Source organism: Streptantibioticus silvisoli (assembly GCF_027947535.2).
Classification (GTDB): domain Bacteria; phylum Actinomycetota; class Actinomycetes; order Streptomycetales; family Streptomycetaceae; genus Streptantibioticus_C; species Streptantibioticus_C silvisoli.
In genome coordinates, this window is the sequence record NZ_JAAGKO020000037.1 from 66527 (window position 1) to 86120 (window position 19594).

The 19594-nt window shown below is 72.4% G+C and carries 14 protein-coding genes and 1 tRNA gene; 2 read left to right on the forward strand and 13 right to left on the reverse strand.

Translation table 11 applies throughout. The features are described 5' to 3' along the window. Window positions 1–476 precede the first annotated feature (476 nt). Window positions 477–668 (forward strand): hypothetical protein, encoded by a 192-nt coding sequence (locus POF43_RS22880; RefSeq protein WP_282704725.1) that lies wholly within the window; start codon window positions 477–479, stop codon window positions 666–668. Further along, window positions 665–835, forward strand: a complete 171-nt coding sequence (locus tag POF43_RS22885) for a hypothetical protein (RefSeq protein WP_271322039.1) — start codon at window positions 665–667, stop codon at window positions 833–835. The genes POF43_RS22880 and POF43_RS22885 overlap by 4 nt, the downstream gene beginning before the upstream one ends. A gap of 143 nt (window positions 836–978) precedes the next feature. On the opposite strand, the gene POF43_RS22890 is transcribed toward POF43_RS22885, so the two are convergent. From POF43_RS22890 to POF43_RS22950, 13 genes are all read right to left on the reverse strand, one after another. Then, complete coding sequence (locus POF43_RS22890) at window positions 979–1209, reverse strand: hypothetical protein (RefSeq protein ID WP_271318837.1); 231 nt, start codon at window positions 1207–1209, stop codon at window positions 979–981. Between the two features lie 386 nt (window positions 1210–1595). Further along, on the reverse strand, window positions 1596–4424 hold the full coding sequence (locus POF43_RS22895; RefSeq protein WP_271322040.1) for a PKD domain-containing protein: 2829 nt from the start codon (window positions 4422–4424) through the stop codon (window positions 1596–1598). Window positions 4425–5105: 681 nt separating this feature from the next. After that, entirely contained in the window at window positions 5106–6533 is a 1428-nt protein-coding gene (locus POF43_RS22900; protein ID WP_271322041.1) for a DUF6177 family protein, read from the reverse strand. 61 nt (window positions 6534–6594) lie between these two features. Further along, window positions 6595–10584 (reverse strand): type VII secretion protein EccCa, encoded by a 3990-nt coding sequence (eccCa, locus tag POF43_RS22905; protein WP_271322042.1) that lies wholly within the window; start codon window positions 10582–10584, stop codon window positions 6595–6597. 82 nt (window positions 10585–10666) lie between these two features. After that, entirely contained in the window at window positions 10667–11758 is a 1092-nt protein-coding gene (locus POF43_RS22910) for a CpaE/TadZ family protein (RefSeq protein ID WP_271322043.1), read from the reverse strand. 49 nt (window positions 11759–11807) lie between these two features. Next, window positions 11808–13187, reverse strand: a complete 1380-nt coding sequence (gene eccD / locus POF43_RS22915) for a type VII secretion integral membrane protein EccD (protein WP_271322044.1) — start codon at window positions 13185–13187, stop codon at window positions 11808–11810. 13 nt (window positions 13188–13200) lie between these two features. Next, on the reverse strand, window positions 13201–13470 hold the full coding sequence (locus POF43_RS22920) for a hypothetical protein (RefSeq protein ID WP_271312514.1): 270 nt from the start codon (window positions 13468–13470) through the stop codon (window positions 13201–13203). 112 nt (window positions 13471–13582) lie between these two features. After that, window positions 13583–14440 (reverse strand): immunity 49 family protein, encoded by an 858-nt coding sequence (locus tag POF43_RS22925; protein ID WP_271322045.1) that lies wholly within the window; start codon window positions 14438–14440, stop codon window positions 13583–13585. Window positions 14441–14615: 175 nt separating this feature from the next. Next, window positions 14616–17174, reverse strand: a complete 2559-nt coding sequence (locus POF43_RS22930) for a hypothetical protein (RefSeq protein WP_271322046.1) — start codon at window positions 17172–17174, stop codon at window positions 14616–14618. Continuing rightward, window positions 17171–17629: a DUF6507 family protein gene (locus tag POF43_RS22935; RefSeq protein ID WP_271312517.1), complete on the reverse strand. Its 459-nt coding sequence runs from the start codon at window positions 17627–17629 to the stop codon at window positions 17171–17173. The genes POF43_RS22930 and POF43_RS22935 overlap by 4 nt, the downstream gene beginning before the upstream one ends. 238 nt (window positions 17630–17867) lie before the next feature. Further along, window positions 17868–18179: a pore-forming ESAT-6 family protein gene (locus tag POF43_RS22940; RefSeq protein WP_271312518.1), complete on the reverse strand. Its 312-nt coding sequence runs from the start codon at window positions 18177–18179 to the stop codon at window positions 17868–17870. Window positions 18180–18237: 58 nt separating this feature from the next. Continuing rightward, complete coding sequence (locus tag POF43_RS22945) at window positions 18238–18570, reverse strand: hypothetical protein (protein WP_271312519.1); 333 nt, start codon at window positions 18568–18570, stop codon at window positions 18238–18240. A gap of 542 nt (window positions 18571–19112) precedes the next feature. Further along, window positions 19113–19197, reverse strand: a tRNA-Leu gene (locus POF43_RS22950). Window positions 19198–19594: the final 397 nt, after the last annotated feature.

Sequence of the window (19594 nt, forward strand, 5' to 3'; positions counted from 1 at the left end):
ATCGAGAGCGGGCGGCATCGAGAACGGGCGGCGAGGGCGATCTCCGCGCGATCGAACATGTTAACGGAAGGCCAACGGCAGGCGTCAGCGAATAACGAAGGCGGTGATTCTGCCGGTCCGGCGCGGGGCGGGGCGACGAGGCGTGGGGCAGGGCCTGGCCCCGCCACCCCGTCCCGCGCGGGCCTTCCGACCAGCGCATCCGCGCCTGGCCGCCCGGTCCTGGGGCGCCGGGGGTTCCCGGAGCGCCAGGCGGTCCCCGGGCGCGCGGTTGTGCGGCCGCCGCTCCATGCGAGTCGCGGGGCGTTCGGTCAAGGGTTGCCGATCCCCGGCGGGCGGTGCGGGGACAACGGAGGCGTGCCGCCCCCGACCAGCCCCGCCCGACCGCCCGCAGCGCCACATCGACCGGCCGCACCCTGCGCACCCGGCACGCCTACGCCTTCAAGAGCCGGTTGCTGCACGCTCAGTGCGGACGCCGGATGCAGAGCAACCGGAACAACGGCCGCGCCCACTACCGCTACCGCTTCCCCAACGAGTACGCCATCGCCAACAAGCTCGACCACCCCGTCACCGGGCGGCTCTGGAAGCAGGCGCCGGCCCGGTCCTGGTCGAGCGGTGGAGCCGAGAGGTCCAGGCCGAGCGCGCTGTCGCCGAGGCCCACCTCACCATGATCGGAAGTCGGCAGCCGACGGGCGGACGGATGGGGCGCGAGCAGATCCGCGGCATCGTGGCAGCGCTCGGCGGACTGCTGAACGTCCTGCGGAAGGCCGCGCCCGAGGGCGAGGCCGAGGTCTACCACGAACTCGGTCCGATCCTGATCTATGACCATGAAACGTGATAGGTGCTGGCCGAAGTTCAGCCAGCACCTATGTGCACAGTGGTCGGGTCCCAGGGGGGACTTGAACGCTACGCCCACGCGCTCGGGCGGCGGACGGCGCTGGCCTTGGCAGAGTTCGCTCCCTGCGCCGGACAAGTGCAGGATCATGGGTCCGTCCTGCTCAGGTTGGCGGTCTGCCGGTGACTGCTATGCGCCAGGCGTCCGGGTTGCCAGGCGGTGAACGGCGCGAGTTCCGCCACTGCCGGGCCGACCGCGGCCAGCCACGCGGCGAAGTCGTGCGCCGGCCGATCGCACATCGCCAGCAGTTCGGCGTGCGGCACGTGCTCGACGGTCGGATTCGGCGTCCACCGGTACGGGGGACGCAGCCGACCCACGCGGTCACTCCGTCCCTCCGGAACGTCAGCGTCCGCTCGACTCCCTCCGAGTACAGGTCGATCTCCGCCCCGGAACCGGAGCGCAAGCCGTCCAGCAGGTCCGGCAACTGCTCAGCGAGGGCGGAGAAGTCGTAGGACACGTCGACCCCCGGTCGGGCTTGCCGAATCCGCCGATGCGGAACGATGCGTCCGTCTGTGCGGGGTCGGCGCAGCCGTGCACAGCCTCTCCACCCCGGACTGGAGCGCCGGTACCAACTCCGTATCGCTCCTGTCCCTGTCTCACCACAACATCGTCGGCGGTGCCCAGCAGAGCCGGACGACGTACCCGTGAATTGCCGGGCGCCCCGGCGGACCTGTTCTGCTGGGGCGCCCGGCGTCCTCGTCAGTCAGCTCATCGGCAGGTATCCGCCGTGGATGTCGGCGAATACGTCGATGGCGGTCGAGGTCGGGTTGTACAGATCGATGAAGCCGTCGCCGCCCACCTTGATCACGGCCTGGCCGGCGATGGTGTGGCTCTTGGTGTAGTTGATGGCGCCGGCGGTGGGGCGGGTGGTGCCGTCGGGGTAGGCGACGAGCCAGCCGGAGGCGGTGGGGGCGGAGACGGTGAGGTTGAGGTCGGCCGCGGTCAGAACGGCGGCGGGCAGTCCGGCGGTGTCGGCGACCTTGACCTTGAGGGTGGCGTGGGGGGCGAGCTTGAGCGGCTTGCCGCCGGTTTCGCCCAGGCCCGTCTGCGTGTTGAGCACCCGCGTCGGCGTGACCGGCCAGGCGCCGGAACCGGTGGCGTCGGAGCTGTACCAGCCGTCCAGCGCCGCGATCAGGTTGGCGGAGCCGCTGCTGTTGTCGGTCAGCGTGACCTTGCCGTCGGTCAGTGGGACGGTGACCAGGTTCGTCACGGATTCACCGGCCGCCCAGTACGAGGCGGTGACGCCCCACTCGCTTCTGCCGTCCGGGGCCACCGTGAGCGAACCGGACGCCTTCGTGGTGTTTTCCGCGACATCGAGGGTGACGGCGTCGGCGTTCGCGGGGACTCCGTTCTTCCCGGCGATCTGCACGGTGACCGATTTTCCGGCGCCGACCGGGCCGGTGATGCCGCCGGTGCCGTTTCGGGTGTCGAGCAGGGTGACGGGACTGGTGGGGTGGTAGGAGCCGCTGTTGTCGTCCGGCTCGAAGTCGCCGATCTTCTCCATGCTGACAGTGACGGTCGAGTCGGCGCCGTTGTAGACGGCGATGTCGCCGTCGAGGGAGGGGGTGACCGTCTCCTGGTTGGAGGCGCTGTGCCCGGCGGGGAAGTTCAGCGTGGAGGCGGACGGTCGGGTGCCGGAGCCCGAGTACGCGGTCAGCCAGCCGCCGTCCGTGGCTCCGGTGGCGTTGACCCGCACTTCGACCGGGTTCTCGCCCCTGTCTCCCAGGTATGACCCCCCGAAGTATCCGGTGCCGTGGGCGCGGATCGTGGCGGTGACCCGCTGCGCGCCGCCTACCGGCGCGACGCTGTCGGTCACGGTGACCACGGTCGCGGCGGTGGTGACGCGGCCGAGCACATCGGTGCTGGTCAACGTGGCGGTGTAGACGCCGGGCGCGGTGTAAGGGTGTGCTACCTGGCCGGCGGAGAAGGTCCCGGTGGTCCCGTCGCCGAAGTCGATGGTCTGCGAGGCCATTTCGAAGTCCGCGGTGGTCGCGGCGGTGAAGATCGTCTGGGTGTCGATGGTCCCGGGCACCCGCCCGGTGTGCGCCGCCAGGGCCGGGGACGCCGGCACGTCCGTCGCGGCCACGACTGGCGTGGAACGCGTCTGCGTCACCCCGTCCGCATCCGTGACGGTGACGGTTTCCGTGAACGCCCCGGACGTGGTGTACGTGTGCTGCGCCGGGCTGTTGGCGTCACCGGTGACGGGGGTGCTGCCGTCGCCGAAGTCCACGGAGTACGTGAGAGGTTCGCCCCAGGTACTGGTGGCGTCGCCGAGGGGCACGGTGGCGGTGAACGGGACGGTGTGCTGTGCCGGGGAGGCTGCCTCCGCAGCCGGGACGGTGATGGCGTCGTGGTTCTCGAAGGCGCCGCGGTCGGCGTAACTCACGCTCCCGGCGCCGGTGTTGGCGACGATGGGGTCGTCGGCGTGCCGGTATCCGTTGATGTCGGTGGGCAGTTCGCCGGGCGCGTCGGCGTTGGCGGCGTCGATGCCGACGGGGTCGGTGATCCCGGTCGGCAGGACGAAGGAGGCAGCGTAGCCGTCGTGGGTGCCGTCGCCGGTGGCCGCGGCGCGGTCGGCGGGAGTGGTGTAGGCGGTGCCTGCCCAGGAGTAGGCGGCGCGGTTGGCGGCGTTGGCAGCGTCGAAATCGTTGTAGTCGGCGGTCACGCCGGGAGCGGACGAGGCGTCCACGGACACGACGGGGGTGTCCGGGCAGGCCGGGCTCTCGGTGTTCTTGGCGGACGCGAGCAAGTTGTTCTCGACGGTGCCGGTGGTGCCGCCGGTCAGTGCGATCTCGGTGTGGCAGTTGTCGTCCATGGAGTTGCTGGTGATGGAGGCGCCGGTCGTGCCGTCCAGCGCCACGGAACTCAGTTGCGTGCCGGGAATGACGTTGGTCGTGACGGTGATGTCGCGAGCGCCGGCCGAGACCTGCACCGCGTGACTCTGCTCGGCGGTGTAGCCCAGCGTGCTGCGCGAGACCGTCACGCCGGAGGACGCGCCGTCGATCCGGACGTCGTCGCCCTCGCCGTACCCGGCGAGGTCGGTGATGTCCAGTCGGTCGAGCGTGACGTCCTGCGAGCCGGTGACGTCCACGGCGTCGGCCAAGCGGCCGATCGAGAGGCCCCGCACCGTCACGTCGTGGACGTCCTGGAGCGTCAACGGGACGGTGCCCTGCGGCGAGACGAGCTCGATGCGACCGTTGCCCGACCGCGGGTCGGCCTCGAACGTGACGGGCTGTGCCGGCGTTCCCGACCTGGTCAGGGTGACGGCAGCGAACGGCTTGACTGTGGTGAAAACGTTGTCGATCAGTACCGTCTGACCCGGAACGACGACGTCAGCGGCGGCCTGGACCGAGCAGAACGGCTCCGCCTGCGTGCCGGGACCGGTGTCGTCGCACGCGGCGGCGTTGCTGACGTACAGGTCGCCCGACCCGGTGTCCGCGACCGCGAACGGTCCGGCGCCGAAGCCGGTGACGGCCGCGGTCACGGTGAACGCGGCGAGGGCCGCCCCGGTCAGGGGGCGTGGTCTGCGCATGTCTACTCCAGCGTGAGGAGGGGAGCGCGGCGTCACGGTGGGGGCCGTCGCAGGACGGCGCGTGCGGCGCAGGTGCCGTGGGGGCGGTGGCGCGGGGTGCGGCCCGGCGCACGGTGATGACGGTCACCGCTGATGGGCCAGCGGGCATTCTGGCAGATCCGTGCCAAAGGACGGCACCATGCCGTTCCGTCCCGCGCAGGACGGCGCTCCGCAGGGCGGGTGGCCGGACCGGCGATCACCGCAACGGCGGCCAGCACCGCGCCGCCCTCGAAGCCGGGGCCGACCCGATGCTGGTCGCACAGTGGAGCCGGGAGGTCCAGGAGAAGCGGGCGATCGCGGAAGCCCGCATGGCCACGACCGGAATCGGCCAGGAAACCCGGAGGCGAATGGGCAAGGAACAGAACCGCGGCATCGTGGACGCTCTCGGCGGGGGCACTTCAAGCGCTTCGGTGTGCGGAACCCGAGGACAATGCCGGGGCCTACCGTCAGTTCGGGCTCACGCTCACGTACGACCAGGCGACGCAACAGTGCCGATCGAAAGTCGACCGGCACTGGCACGGAAGGTCTCCGAGGGGGACTTGACCAGTTCGCACACGCACTGGCGCGGCGCACAGCGTGCTCCCTGGAGTAGCTGGCCCGGACCGTGAGTGGTGACGGCCCGTCGGCCGGCGGTGCCGCATCTCACCCCGCCCCACCCCCCTGCAGGTACCGCATGAGCCCCTGCAAGGTGTCGTAGCCGACGGCGGCCGACGGTACGCCGGAGGACGGGACGAGGTCGAAGTACAGGCCGGGGCCGTCCGGTGCGGAGAGGGTGCGGGGGTGGATGGGGGCGCCGCGGGCGTGGTCCGGGCCGACTTCCGCGACGGCTGACGGGCCGAGGGCGAAGGCCAGCGGGACCGGTACGGGTTCGAAATGCGACGGAACGGTGAGGTCGGCACGGGCGGCGCGGCACTGGGCGACGAGCGAGACCAGGCCGTGGTGCGCGGTCAGTTCGGCGGCGAGGGAGTGGAAGCCGGCGCGGGGGATCTCGTCCTGCGCGGTGTGGCCCACGGCGAGGACGGCCTCCTCGTCGACGCCGTCGGGAGTGCGGGCCACCCGCAGCGTGGCGATCGCCGCACGGTCGGGGCCGCCCACGACGGTGAACCAGCTGCCGTCCGGCATCCGGGAGCGGGCGAGCCGGGTGAGCCGGTCCCGCGACCACGGGAGGGCGGCGGGTTCCGACGTGCCCCAGCCGGCCGGCGGCTCGCCGGTGAGGATGCGGAAGGCCTCCTCCAAGGCGCCGCCGAGCAGCATCTCCTCGTCGGCCGGGCGCGAGGTGCGGAAGGACAGCAGTACCTGGCCGGCACCCTCCGCCTCCGGGCCGGTGAAGGCCGCAGCCATCGGGTTGCCGCCGGACTCCGGATCGCCCGGGGGCCGGAAGTGGCCGTCCTGCCAGCGCAGTACCGCGCCGGTGAGGCCGTCGTAGTAGCCGCAGGCCTCGTCGCGGACGACCCAGCGGTTCGGCGGCCCGGACAGCACGGTGCGCAGGGGCATGGTGAGCCGGGAGCCGGGCGGGGTGACGATCTGCAGGGCCCGGTGGGTCGCGGCGCAGCCGGCGTAGGCGTCGGCGAGCCAGCTGGTCAGGGCGATGACCGGCCGGTCCTGGATGGCGACGGCCGCGCGTTCGGTGAGGACGTCGACGGCGGGCTGCGCCGCGACCGGTTCCGGGGCGGACGGCGGCACGGCGGTCTCCGGCAGGGCGGCGGAGACCGGTACCCGGCGGTCGGGGGGCCGGACCTGGCCGTCGAGGGCGCCGGCGAGGTGGCTGACGAACGTGGCGGCGAGCGCCTCGGCGGCCGGGACGCCGGTGGCGGCCCGTGCCTCGGTCCACCACACCGGCCCGTCGGACGAGGCGTCCGCGCCGAGCAGCCGGGCGGTCTCGCCCGGCACCCGCACGTCGATCGGTGCCTCCACCGAGAGCAGCGGGCGGCCCTGTTCGTCGCAGAGCTGCAGGACCGAGCCGTCGCCCAGGGAGCGCAGGCGCAGGTCCGGTCCGGTCGCGGCCAGCGCGGCGGCGAGAGTGCGGGGATCGGGCATCCGCCGGGTGAGGGCGATGAGGTCGGTCGTCACGTGCGGTCCCGGGGGTACGAGGCGACGGCTGAAGGGGCGGGGGCGATCGGTCCGGGGCGGTTCATCCCGTCTCCCCGACCATGAGCGCCGTCTGCACCAGGCGCGGCGATTCACCGCGCCGCACGAGCGTTCCGCGACCCGGTGGCTGCGTGCTCGCGGTGATCCCGGAGAGCAGTTGGCCCTCGGTACGGTCGCCGGACAGGATCAGTCCCGACGTCCCGCTTTCCCGCAGTGCCTGGAGGAACGGGTCGTAGAGCCCCCGCGAGGCGCCGGCCACCCGGCGGCACACGACGAAGTGCAGTCCGATGTCGGGCGCTGAGGGGACGAACGGCAGGAACGGGGTGAGGGGTTGCTGACCGGCCGTGGTGAGCATGTCGTAGTCGTCGACGAGCACGACGACGCGCGGTCCGGAGAAGGCGGCCGGCTCCGCCTGCTGGTCGGCGGGGTCGAGGTCGTCCGGCAGGCGCTTGGCCAGTTCGCCGGCGACACCTGTCGCCAGCGCGGCGGCCACCCGGGAGTTGTGGGCGTAGCCGCCCCGATACGGCTCGGGCGCCACCTCGCGCAGTCCGCGGCGCGGGTCCATCACGGCGAACACCAACTGCTCGTCGGTGTACCGCTCGGTCAGGCCGCGGGCGATCAGCCGCAGGAGGTTGGTCTTGCCGCACTCGTCGTCGCCGAACACCAGCAGGTGCTGGTCGCGGCCGAACAGGTCGAGGAGCACCGGTGCCAGCGCGTTCTGGTCCAGGCCGATCGGGACCCGCCCGGGCTCGCGGGCCGCTCCCGGCAGCGCCGACAACGCCAGCAGCGGCGGCAGCACCCTTACCGCGCGCACTCGTTCACCGGTCCAAGCCATCGCGACGCCCTCGGCGGTCGACTCCACCGCCGTGCCGAGGTCGTCGGTATCGGCGCGGCCGTCCACCCGGGGCAGCGCCACCTGCGCGACGAGCTTGTCGTCGGTGAGCACCCGGCCGGGCGGTGCCTTGCGCAGCGAGGTGGCGAGCGTGCGGTCGACGCAGGAGTCTCCTGGGTCGTTGAGCCGCAGCTCGTACCGGGTGCCGAACGCCGCCTGGTCGGCTATTCGTACGTCGTTCCAGCGGCCCATGGCCGCGACCACGTGGATGCCGTAGCCTCCGCCGCGCAACAGCAGCGCCTCGATCATCTCCTGGACCTCTTCGAAGTCCTTGCGCAGCGAGCCGAAGCCGTCGATCAGCAACACCACATCGGTGCACGGCAGTTCGGACAGCCGACCGGTCGCACGCGCGGTGCGCAGCTGAGTGACGGAGTCGATCCCGTGTGCCCGGAACGCCTCCTCGCGTTCCAGCAGCATCCCGTGCGCCTCCTCGACGGTGCGCCGCACCCGTTCCCGGTCCGAGCGCCCGGCCACACCGCCGGTGTGCGGCAGGCCGGCCAGCGCCTGGAGGCCGCCACCGGCCAGGTCCACGGCGTAGAAGCCCACCTCGCGCGGGGTGTGGGTGAGGGCCAGGGACAGCACGAGGGAGCGCAGCAGCGTGGTTTTGCCGGACTGCGGTCCGCCGATGACCGCGAGGTGGCCGCCGGCCCGGTTCAGGTCGGCGGTCCAGGTGCCCTGCCACTGCCGGGCCGGGTCGTCCAGCAGGCCCAGCGGCGCCCGCAGCGCGCCCGGCCGCTGGTCCGTCAGCCGCATACCGTCCTCGGTGACATCGAGCGTGCCGGCGACCGCGTCGAGGGCGATCGCGGAAGGCAGCGGCGGCAGCCAGATCCGCTCCACCGGTTCGGCCGCATCGCGCAACTGCGCCGCCATGACGGCGAGTTCGGTCGCCCCCACGGTTCGCCGCGGCACCGCCGGCTCGTCCCCGGCCGCGTCCGGCGCCGGGCCGCCGAGCGTGTTGAACGCCGGGTAGGGCAGGACTGCGGGCCCGTCGTCCCGCGCCGCCGGCGCCACCGAACCGCGGTAGGGGCCGGAGACGTAACCGGCCTTGAAGCGCTCGTAGGAGGAGGTGTCGACCTTGAGGTAGCCGAAGCCGGGCAGCGGCGGGAGGTTGGTGAACGCGTCCGCCGTGTCCAGTACGGTGCGTGACTCCTCGGCAGAGAAGGTGCGCAGCCCCAGCCGGTACGACAGGTAGGTGTCCAGGCCCTTGAGCTTGCCGGACTCGATCCGCTGGCTCGACAGCAGCAGGTGCACGCCGATGCTGCGGCCGATGCGTCCGATCGACAGGAACAGCTCGATGAACTCCGGCTTGGCGGTGAGCAGTTCACCGAACTCGTCGATGACCACCAGCAGGTGCGGCAGCGGCGGCAGGGACGGGCGTTCGCGGCGTTCGGCCGCGTACTGCGAGATGTCGGCGACGTCGCCCGCGTCCTTGAGGACCTGCTGGCGGCGCAGCACCTCCCCGGCGAGACTGGCGTGGGCCCGCTCCACCAGCCCGGCGTCGTCCACGAGGTTCGTGATCAGCCCGGTGACGTGCGGGAGTCCGGCGAACGGTGCGAAGGTGGCGCCGCCCTTGAAGTCCACGAGCATCATCGCCAGGTCGTCCGGGCGGTGGGTCAGCGCCAGGGCCAGCACCAGGGTGCGCAGCAGTTCGCTCTTGCCGGAGCCGGTCGCCCCGACGCACAGGCCGTGCGGGCCCATGCCCAGTTCCGCCGCCTCCTTCAGGTCGAGCAGCAGCGGCCGCCGGTCGTCGGTGAGCCCGATCGGCACCCGCAGGAACGACCGCTCCCCGCGCGGCGCCCACAACCGCGGCAGGTCCAGGGCCCCTGGATCGTCGATGCCCAGCAGCTGCGGGAACGGCAGCGCAGGGCCGGCCGGACCGTCGTCCGCCACGGAGTCCGCCGACAGCCGCACCGACGCCAGCATCCGCGCCAGGCCCTCCGCCATCGCCTCCGGCACCGCGTCCACTCGCGCGTGCGCGACGACTCGCTCCGGGCCGCGCAGATCCTCCACGACCGCCTCGCCGTCCGAGACCGTCACCCGGGCGGCCACCTGCCCCGGCTCGTCGGTCCGCTCCGCCAGCAGGTGCACCACCGTCACGCCCATCTCGGGCAGGCCCACCGCCTCGTCCGGCAGCGGCAGTCGCCCCGCAACCGCACCATGGCCGTCGCTGATCACCAGCAGCCGCGAGCCCTGCACGGAGGCGTCGCCGCCCGGCAGCCCGCGCCGTATCTCCGCCGCGTGCGTCGCCCGCTCCCGCAGGTCGTCGGCGAGCAGCGCACCGAGCGCCGGCAGGTCCGGCGCGATCCGCCGCACGGCAACCGGGCCGTCCGCCCGGCGGCCGTCCAGAGCATGCGGCAGCCACTTCACCCACTCCCACTCCGGTAGCCGCTCCACCGGACACGCCACCGCAACCGCCACGTCGTCCGGCGCGTGCAGCGCCGCCGTCTGCGTCAGCAGCGCCCGCACCACCGTCATCGCCTCCTCGCGCGGGCCGACCACGGCGACCTCGCCGGCCCGGTCCAGCGGCACCGGGACCGGCACTCCGGTGCCCTGGTTGTAGCGGTGCAGCAGCGCGTTCGCCTCGTTGAGCATGAAGGGGTCCGGCGGCGTCAGCACGCTCCCCGACGACCTGGCCAACGTCAGCCGCACCAAGGGCAGTTCACCGGTCCCCACGCGGACCCGCAGGAAGTCCGCGTCGGTGCGGCGCCGCTCCCACAGCCGCGCCGGATCGCGCACCACGTCGTACAACGCCTCCGGCTGCGGGTTCAGCACCTGCCCGGCGGCGCGCCGCTTGCGCTCCTGCCCGCCCAGCTCCTCGCGCAGCCCCTCCAGGTACTCCAGGTACCGCTCGCGCTGCTGGCGCCGGGTGCGCTGGGCCTTGCCGCGCTGCGACAGCAGCATGCCCCCGCTGGTCGCCAGCGTGACCAGCAGGACCACCGGGCCGATGGCCGCGTACGCGCCGCCGCGCATCACCGTCATCATGACCATGCTGCTCATGACGCCGGTGATCGGCACCAGCACTTGGGTCAGCCCGCCGGTCTTGCCCTCCGGAAGGTTGGGCGGCGCCTCGACGACACGCGGCGTCCCGTCCGCCGACTGCCGTGTCCCGCGCGCCGGCCGGTGGACCAGTCGGGTCGTCATCCCTGCTTCCTCCCGCGTCCGCGTGTCCCGCGAGCCGATCCACTGCTCCGTGTCCTGCCCGGTCCGGCCGGGGCGCCGGCGTTCACCGCCGGGTCGCGAGGTCGAGCAGGTCCGCGCCCAGCAAGGTGACCGCCTCGTGGGTCGCCCGGCCCAGCAGCCCGGTGCTGATCCTGCCGCCGCGGGCCAGGTGCCGGTCGTACGGCATCGGCACCACCCGCACGTCACCGCCCCCCAGCAGTTCCGCAGCCCGCTCGGCGTTCAGCGCCGGCCGCGGACCGGGCTGCGTGAGCGCCACGACGGTGCCGCGCAGCATCGGACGCGGCAGCCCCGCCATCCAGTCGAGCACCGCTCGCGTCGCGGCCACGCCCTCCGGGGTGGCCGGGGTGGCCAGCACCCGTGCCTGTGCCCCGGCCATCGCACTGCGGGCGAGTTCACCCGGCAGAGTCTGGCAGTCGACCACCGTGATCGCGAAGAACCGCCGCACGGCCACCGCCACCCGCTGGTAGTCGGCCAGCGACAACTGGGCCCCGATCTGCCCCTTGCTGCCGGGCAGCAGCCAGCCGCCGTCCGGCAGCCCGACGAGGTAACCGATCAGCTGGTCGAACCGCATGTGCGGGGTGACCACCTTCGCGAACTCGTCCGCCGACCAGCGCAACACCGGTGCCCCCAGGCGCACCGGCAGCGTGCCGAGCGTGGGGTTGGCCTCCACCACCAGCACCGGGTCCGGCCGGTGATGCGCGTAGACGGTCCCCAGCAGCGCCGCGAGCGTCGTCTTGCCGGCCCCGCCGTGCACACTGGTCACCACGATCTGCCGCCCGGTGGTCACCGGCTTCTGCAACACGGCGGCGACCCGCTTGGCCCGCTCCACGTCGGCGGCGGACGAGGAGGCGAACAGGGAGCGCAACGCCCGCAGGGCCCGCGCCGCGGCGGCGTCACCGCGGACCGGCCTGCCGGTCGCGAGAGCCGCCACCTCGGGAGCCAGCGGCGGGACCGGCTGCGGCGAGCGGTCCGGTGCGACGACGGGCACGGCAGGCGCCTTGGCCAGCGACGGCCCGGCGCCGTACTGCATGGTCTCAGCCGCAGTCCCCGGTCGTACGGCGGACGGGTCGCCGCCCCGCGGGCCGCCGCCGGATATCTCGCGCAGCACAGCACGCTGCCAGTCGTCTGCGGACACCCGCGTCATCCCCTCACCACGCGCCGGTCGCCCGGCCCGTCCCGTTCCGTCAGAACGCGCCGAGCAACCGCGCGTACAAGCCGAACACCCCGATCAGCAGGGGGAACAGCACGACCACGCCGACCGCCTCCGCCAGGTCCGCCGCCCGCCGCAACCGCACCCGGACGTGGTCCGGCGGCTGGAGGGCGAGCACGGCCAGCAGCGCGAGCGCCACCCCGCACAGCAGCAGTACCGGCCACACCGTGCCGCTCCTACCGCCGAGCCACACGGCGACCAGCCGCACCAGCACCACGGCTGCCGCCAGGTGCAGCGCGATCGCCTCGACCGTCAGCGGGAACGCCCGTGCCCGCGACGACAGCACCACCGCGACCACCAGGCACAGAGCCGCCGACCACCATCCGGGCGTACCGGCGGCCAACCAACCGGCGGCAGCCGCCGAGCCGGCCGTCACCACGGTGGCCATCGCCAGCCCTCGGTGCGCCGCGGCCAGCGCCGTCTCCACTTGGTACCGGCCAACCGTCACACCGCCGGCCCGCCGGTCGTCCAGGCTCGTCAACCCCGCGGTCAGCAGGGCGAACCTGGGCAGCAGACCGAGCGCCACCAGTGAGACCACGGCGACGACCGCACCGACCCGCGCTTCCCGGAACACCGCCATGTCCCCGCCCACCGCCAGGGTCACCGCCTCCCAGGCCACGCCCGCCGCCAGCAACGCCCCGGCACCCATCAGTCCGCCGCGCCCGACCGGTGTCAGCGCGCCGAGCAGCGCCAGAGCCAGCACCGCGACCGCGACCGCTCCCGCGCCGCCGGCGGCGACCGGCCATCCGTGCGCCGCCGCGAGCGCCGCCACGGCCAGCAGCCCCAACACCCCGCCGATCGCCAGCAGGGCCGCGCCCAGACCGCGGTTGCCCGCGCCGCGGTGGCCGAGCCTGGTGGCCGCCGCTCCCGCGGTGACCGCCGTGGCGGCGACCGCCGCCGACCAGGGTCCGACCGTCGCCGGTCCCGCACTGCGCCAGGCCAGCACCGCCGCCGTCAGGGCCAGCAGCACCGACAGGGCCGCGGCGGTCCAGCGCCGGGCGGACGGCGACCAGGTCCACGACCGCAGTGCGGCGTCCTCGGCGACCTCGTCCGTCACGTCGTGCACCACGGGCGCGGCCGGTGCGTACTGGGCGCGCACCACACGCAGCACGGCTCCGTCGCTCACTCCGGCGGAGGCCAGCGAGCCGTCCTGCGGCAGCACCGTCCCCGCCGCCGTCACCAGGTGGCGCGACACCGGCGGATCCTCGGGCCGATCGTCGAGCAACTCCAGTACGTCCGGCAGGAAACGCCCCACCGGTTCGTCCGAGGGGAGGACCAGGTCCACCCGGCGCCGGCGCCCCACCAGCGTCACCCGGCTGAGCCGGGATCCCCGCCCGGCATCCATGATCACCATTTCCCCGAACCTGTCATCGGCCCGCGGACGCGCCCGCGGGTGCGGCGGGGGCGGACGCGGCCGAACCGGCGGACGGATGGTGCAGAAGCCGGTGCGAGACGAACGACCAGCCCACGCACCCCGCGCACAGCACGGCGGTCAACGCGATCCCCCCGAACACCTTGCCCAGATTCTCGTCCACCGACCGGCGCGACCGGGCGCCTCCGAACACCAGCGCGTCCCGCATCCGCCGCCGCCGCACCGCGACGGACTCCAGCAGCTGACTGTCGAACTCCCGCGCCATGGCACCCCCTTTCTCCATCCAGCACCATGTTCCTCCGGGGGTACGACACCCCGCGAACAGGTGCACGGAACGTCTACGTTCGAGACGCGTTCGTGCCGCGCTGTTCCCCCGGTCAGGTGGGGAACTCCCCGAGCCACTCGCGGTTGAGGAAGTACTTGGGGAGATAGGGGGATTCGACCTCGATGGGAAAGCCGGCGTCGTAGGCGAGGCAGGTGATGGCGAGGGGGCCGAGGGCGAGGAGACCGGACACGGACCGCTCACGATCCTCCTCTGCGGTCCAGTACGCCTTGTGCAGTTCGAGGGCCTCCAGCAACGCCTCATTGAAACCGTCGTGATCGCCCCGGACGAACCGGTGAAAGAGGTTGATCGGCGGATACAGTTGCTGGTCCAGCAGATCCCTGGGGGCGACGCCCGCGATGTCGGGATGCGATCCCCCTAGCGTCGCCGTCAGCTTCTCCACCAGGCCCGGACGTTCCGTCCAGTACGTCTGGAGGGTGTCCACCCAGGAGTACTGGAACTCGTCGATCGTCGCCCCCGACGCGCGAAGCTCGTCGAGACCGAAGCCGCACAGCTGGTTCATCCGTTGCTGATCACGGCAGACGACCGCGTACCAGAAGGCGGTGATCCATGTGCCCGGATGGGTGTAGTACTGGGGGCCGGTGGCCGGGATCGCCCGGATCCGGTCGGCGATCCTGCACTCCACGACCCCTGTGGTCTCGCCCGCGGCGGCGAACATCGCCGAACTGATCTGCATCGCCGTGACCATCGCCTCCCACGACTCGATCTTCGAGCCCGAGGGGTTCAGCGACAACCGGGCCTGAAGGTGGAGTGAGGCCGTGTCCAGTTCGTTCTGGAACATCCGGGGCGACTGTTCGAGCCGGTCGACGCCCTCGGCGACGGACTCCCGAAGGGTGTTGGCGTAGGTGTCATCGGTCCGTTCCCTGCCGTGACGGGAAACGTGCGCGGTCATCGGTGGCTCCCACTCGGTCGATGAGGTGCTTCGGTCAGCGTAAGGCCGCCCCGGCGCTGCGGGCCGCCCACGGGCCCCGCCCCGCCCGGGCCGGTGTCCCGCCCGGGCTCCAGGGGCCCTACGGCCCTCCGCGGGCTGGCGAGTTCATGGGGGTGGTGGTCCTACCGGAGCCGGTTCAGTCGATGTCGAACTTCCACATGCTGTAGCCGGCGTATCTGCCGGCGTTCTCGTTGCCCTTGACGAGGATGTATTCGACCTTGCCCTGTGCCAGGGCGGCCTTGAGGTTCTTCGCGAGGGCCGCCTCCGACGGATGGTCTTCACCGCGGTCCTGCATCTGCTTGAGGATGTCGTCGAAATACGGCCGCGTGCCCTGGGAGACCCGGACGCCGTCGGCCAGATTCCGGGCCCCGAGCTTCGTCGTCAGGCTGCTCTTGGCCTCAACCACCACGTAGTGGCCGTCCTTCGTCCGCCACACCTGGTCGAACTGGTCGTTGCCGTTGGCCGGACCGTGCAGCGTCTCCTGGACGGCGCCCTCGTAGTGCCCGGGGATGACGTGGTGTTTGGCGATGGCTTCGCCGTAGTTCTCGCTGAGCTTCGCCATGTCCCGGTGCAGCGGGGTGTGCTCGGTCTTGGCGTCCTGGAACGCCTGGTGATGCGCCGGGGTGGGATGTGCTTCATAGGCCTTCTTCGCATCGCCCAGCTTCGTCTCGGCGGCCTTGTCCTTGACGATGGCCTCGTGGCGGCTGTGCGCCGCTCTGTCGAGCGTGTGCGCCGCGTGGCCGGACAGGTCGTCGCGGAACCCGACGACGGGTCTGTCGTCGTGGAACTTCGGCGGCAGCGGTTCAGGGGCGTCGTGTACGGAGATCCAGGTGCGCCCGCCACCTGGTTTCATGAGCTGCGGAGGAGTCGTTCCCGTCTCCGGATCGGTGTGCTCCAGGTCCTTGCGGTTGCCGTTGGACTTGTAGTGTTCCCTGAAGTACTTCGGGTCCGTGTTCGCCCGGTGGACCTGATGGTCCATGACCACCTTGCGTTCCTCGGCGGTCCGGGCTTCGGGGCCCTTGCCCAGAGCGTGGTGTAGGTCGTCGTCACCGGAGCGGTGAGTACCGTCCGCGCCCTCGTGCGGTGGCGGGGTGTCGTCACCGCCTCCTCCACCGTGACCACCCATGCCTCCTGTGCCGCCGTGTCCGGGACCACCGTCGCCGATATGAGTGACGGAAGCACCACCCCGGTCGCCGGTGGCGGAGGCGTGACCCGAGGGGTGGGTACCGAGTTCGCCCCGGGACGTGTGGTCGTCGGCTCCGCCGGCGGTGTGCGTCAGGCCGCCCGGCCCGGCGTGCGCGCCGACCAGTTCGTGGGCGGGGTCGCTGGTCGGGAGGTGGATGCCGTGGGCGAGTTCGTCCGACGGCACGGTGGCCGTCGTCCCGTCGGGCAGGTGGTAGTGGCCGTCGGGGGTGAGGCGGGAGCCGTCGGGCAGGTGGATCGTGCCGTCGGGTCCGGCGACGAGGGTGCCGGAGGGTTCGCCCGCCGGGAGGTGCGGATCGCCGCCGGACAGATGGGTGCGGAGGTTGGTGAGGTGGTCGCCGAGCCTGGTGACCGTGACCGCCTTGGCCTTGGACAGGCCGTCGAGAGCAATGGAGACCTTGGGGATCTTCGCGAGGTTGCCGAACGCGAAGCCGGCGCCCTTGCCGACGTACGTCATGGGGTCGACGAAGCGGCCGGCCTTGCTCAAGGCGCCCATCGCGCGGGCGGCTGCGGACGCCTTGCCCGCGTCGCCCGCGGCTTCGACGCCGTCGGCCTCGCCGCCGCCGGCCACGACCGTCAGGACGTTGAAGACGACACCTCCGGCCGCGCGGGCCGGGTCCTTCGACCACTCGTCCCAGCCGATCATGGCCTTGCCGGCCGCGACCGTCGTCCGCCGGCTGTCGCGCAGCCAGCCCGGCAGGTCCTTCTCACCGGGGCCGAGCGGGGGCAGGAACTGGTAGGAGGCCAGTCCGATGCCGAGTTCGCCCAGGCCCTTCCAGGAGTTGACGAGGGTGTTCCAGCCCTCGAAGCCGACCAGGCCACCGATCCCCTTGATCGTGCCCCACAGGCCGTCGACCACGAACCCCTTGATGAACGACCAGGTCCAGTGCCCGATGTCGTACCAGTGGTACTTCTGCTCCACCGGGTCGCCCCACGGCAGCCCCTTCGCACCGTCCAACTGCTTGGCGGTGTAGCCGTACATCGTGGATTTGTTGCTGCCGTCGTTGGCGGTGAACCGCGTGCCCCCGAAGACCGCCTCGATGGCGTTGGCGCAGCGGCGCTCGGCGTCCCAGAACGCGGCAACGGCGGCATCGACCTCGGTACGCAGCTGGTTGTCCCGGTCGACCTTGCCGCCGTCGTACTGCCAGTCCTTGTCACCGGAGACGCTCTTGACGAAGGTGTGGGCCTGGTCCTTGAGGTCGGCGAGTTTCGCCGCGATGGGGCGGATCTCGGTGGCGTAGGACGACAGGGCGCCGGTGACCCGGGTCAGGTCGCTCCGGAAGGTGGTGCCGGCGGTGGCGACGGGCTTGGTCGTGGCGAACAGCTGCTCGGCCTCGGGCGCCTGGTAGTAGGCGGACAGGCCCTGAAAGGCCGCGTTCGTGTCGGTGCCGGTCTTCTCGACGGCCGTGCCGTCGCCCTTGAGGTCGGCGATGTCGGCTTCGAGCTGGTCGACGTTGCCGGTGAACTGGGGTATCGCGTCCGGATCGATCACTGCGCGCCCCTGGGCCGCGGACCGGCGGACGAGGGGGCGGGCGCTCCGGCCGCCGACTGCGGCGGCAGCTTCACCGGTGGCGGTGCGGTGTCACCGAGGGCCTTGTGCTGGGCGTCGGCGGCCATGGTCAGGTCGCCGTCCAGGTACGCCTTGGTGGCGTCGACCGCCCCGTTGAGCGACGCGCCGCTGCGGGTGCCCATGAACTTCAACGTCGCCTGCACCGACTCCGCGAACTGCCCCAGCGCCACTGCCACCAGTCCGCCGGTCTGCCCGCCCTTGCCCGCCCCGGAGCCGCCGCCCGCGTCGATCGTGCCGGCATTGTTCGCGGCGTTCTCCAGGTGCCGGCCGAATGCGGAGACCTGGCCCTGCAACGCCTCCGCGCTCGTCGCCGCCTTGCCCACCACGCTGCTCACGCCCTGCGGGTCGATGTCCCACGCGCCCTGCCCGTGCGCCATCAGCCGTCCCCCGTTCCCCGTCGAACCGTCATCCCGTTCGCACCGTCGCCCCGACCTCTCCGCGTGCCGAGGCGACCACCGGCCGGCGCCGCCGACGACCGAGCCGGGACCGGCTGCCGTCCGGCGCCCGGACCGCGTCCGGCGGCCGCACCGCAGCCGCATGGCCCCGGCCTTCGGGCGGTCGCGTCCGCTCCGCCGCGGATCGCTCAGCTGCCCGCGGTACGGGCCCGGCGCCCCGTCAGCCGATGCCGTCGACGGCGGCCTTCGCGCGCGACAGCGTCTGCTGCGCGGTGGCGTCGTTCTTCTCCAGTGTCGACTTCACCAGGTTGATGATCGACCGCACTTCGGCCGCCGCGCCGTTCCAGCGCTGCTCCTTGGCCTGGTACTCCTGCGAGACACCGTCGGCCTGGAAGTCGGCCATCGCCGCCTTCACCTGCCCGTCCCGCTCCGTGATCAGACTCTCCAACCTGGCGATGACCACCGCCAGGTTCGCCTGCGCCTCCCCGGACGCCGCCGTGTCGTAGCTGCGCCGGTCCGCCGAACCACTCATCGTCTCCCCCTGCCTTGCTGTTGACCGTGTCGCCGCCGCCTGGCGTACCGGCCCCGACTCAGCGGCCGTTGAACCGTGCCGCGTCGAAGTTGGCCGATCCCATCGTGGTGCGGGCGGTGTCCGACATCTCGCTGTCGCCGGTCTGGAACGACTTGCTCATGCCGGACTGGCCACCGAGGATCCCGCTCAGCGCGCTGTTGAGATTCGCCGTGATCTGGTCCGACTGCGCCTTGAACGCGTCGAACGCCTGCCGGCCGGCACCGTTGAACTTCCCCTCCAACGGTTGCGCGGCGGCGATCAACTGCTTGATCAGCGCCCCCAGATCCTCACCGGACCCCTGCGTCCGCTGCACCAGCGTCGACAGCGTGTTGCTTCCCATGTCGAACTTCACGATCGCTCCCCCCGGAGGACGCCCACTCCCGTCAACTTGCGCTCATAGCTTGACACATGGGTCTGACACATCAGCAGTTTTCATACGGTTTCTTCACCGACGGCCGACGCTCCGGCCACGCGGTCGCAGACCCGCCCCGAGGCGGCGCGGCCTGTTGGCGATCCGCGAACACCAGTGCCTGCGCCCCGGCATTCCGCCCGGCGCCGCCAGTCCCGGCTTGCGCCCACCTGCACGATGGCGCTCTGCCGCCTGCGTGCGAGGGCGAACAGGGCCTCCGCCGGTCGCACGGTGGAACCGGGAGGCCCAGGCCGAGCGGGCGATCACAGAGGTCCGGCTTCGCCATTCTGAGCAGCCGCCACGGGCCACCGGGGCCGATGAGCAAGGAACAACGCCGTCGAAGCACTCGGTGGCCTGCTCGGAGTGCTTCGACGGTCGGATCCGGCGGACAAAGCCGAGGCTCAGCTCGGGCCCGTGCTCACCTACGACCATGAAACGCAAAAGGTGCCGACCGATTCGGTCAGCACCTTCAGGATGATCTTGCGTGTCCGAGGGGGGACTTGAACCCCCACGCCCGATAAAGGGCACTAGCACCTCAAGCTAGCGCGTCTGCCATTCCGCCACCCGGACGGGGTGTACCGCGCGGCGGGCCGCTGCGATGGGGCAACGATACCAAGGATTGGGGGTGCGTTTCACACGCGTATCCGGAGGCGACCGGACCGGCCGCGGACTGCGCGTTATGCCCGATAGGGGCGCCGTACACCGGAAGCGCGCGGGCCGCGGCGGCTTGGTGGGGTGAGTGCCCTCGGGGGTCGTCTCGTTCGGGTTGGTCAGCTCCTCCCGGCGCTGCGCATGAACGCGGCGCCGTCGGCGCACCGGAGACCACGCCGACGGTGAGCCTCCACCTCCGTCCGCCACCTCACCGCACCCCACCCCGTCCCTCCCCCGCCCGCCGCCCTGGGGGGGGCGGGGGGGGGTGGGGCGGGGGGGGGTGGGGGGTGGTGGGGGGCGGGGGGGGAGGGGCAAC

Excerpts from the sequence above, each read along its gene's own strand:
- POF43_RS22880 (WP_282704725.1), top strand. The coding sequence starts at position 477 with ATGCAGAGCAACCGGAACAACGGCCGCGCCCACTACCGCTACCGCTTC.
- POF43_RS22885 (WP_271322039.1), top strand. The coding sequence starts at position 665 with ATGATCGGAAGTCGGCAGCCGACGGGCGGACGGATGGGGCGCGAGCAG.
- POF43_RS22895 (WP_271322040.1), bottom strand. The coding sequence starts at position 4,424 with ATGCGCAGACCACGCCCCCTGACCGGGGCGGCCCTCGCCGCGTTCACC.
- eccCa (WP_271322042.1), bottom strand. The coding sequence starts at position 10,584 with ATGACGACCCGACTGGTCCACCGGCCGGCGCGCGGGACACGGCAGTCG.
- eccD (WP_271322044.1), bottom strand. The coding sequence starts at position 13,187 with ATGGTGATCATGGATGCCGGGCGGGGATCCCGGCTCAGCCGGGTGACG.
- POF43_RS22920 (WP_271312514.1), bottom strand. The coding sequence starts at position 13,470 with ATGGCGCGGGAGTTCGACAGTCAGCTGCTGGAGTCCGTCGCGGTGCGG.
- POF43_RS22925 (WP_271322045.1), bottom strand. The coding sequence starts at position 14,440 with ATGACCGCGCACGTTTCCCGTCACGGCAGGGAACGGACCGATGACACC.
- POF43_RS22935 (WP_271312517.1), bottom strand. The coding sequence starts at position 17,629 with ATGGCGCACGGGCAGGGCGCGTGGGACATCGACCCGCAGGGCGTGAGC.
- POF43_RS22940 (WP_271312518.1), bottom strand. The coding sequence starts at position 18,179 with ATGAGTGGTTCGGCGGACCGGCGCAGCTACGACACGGCGGCGTCCGGG.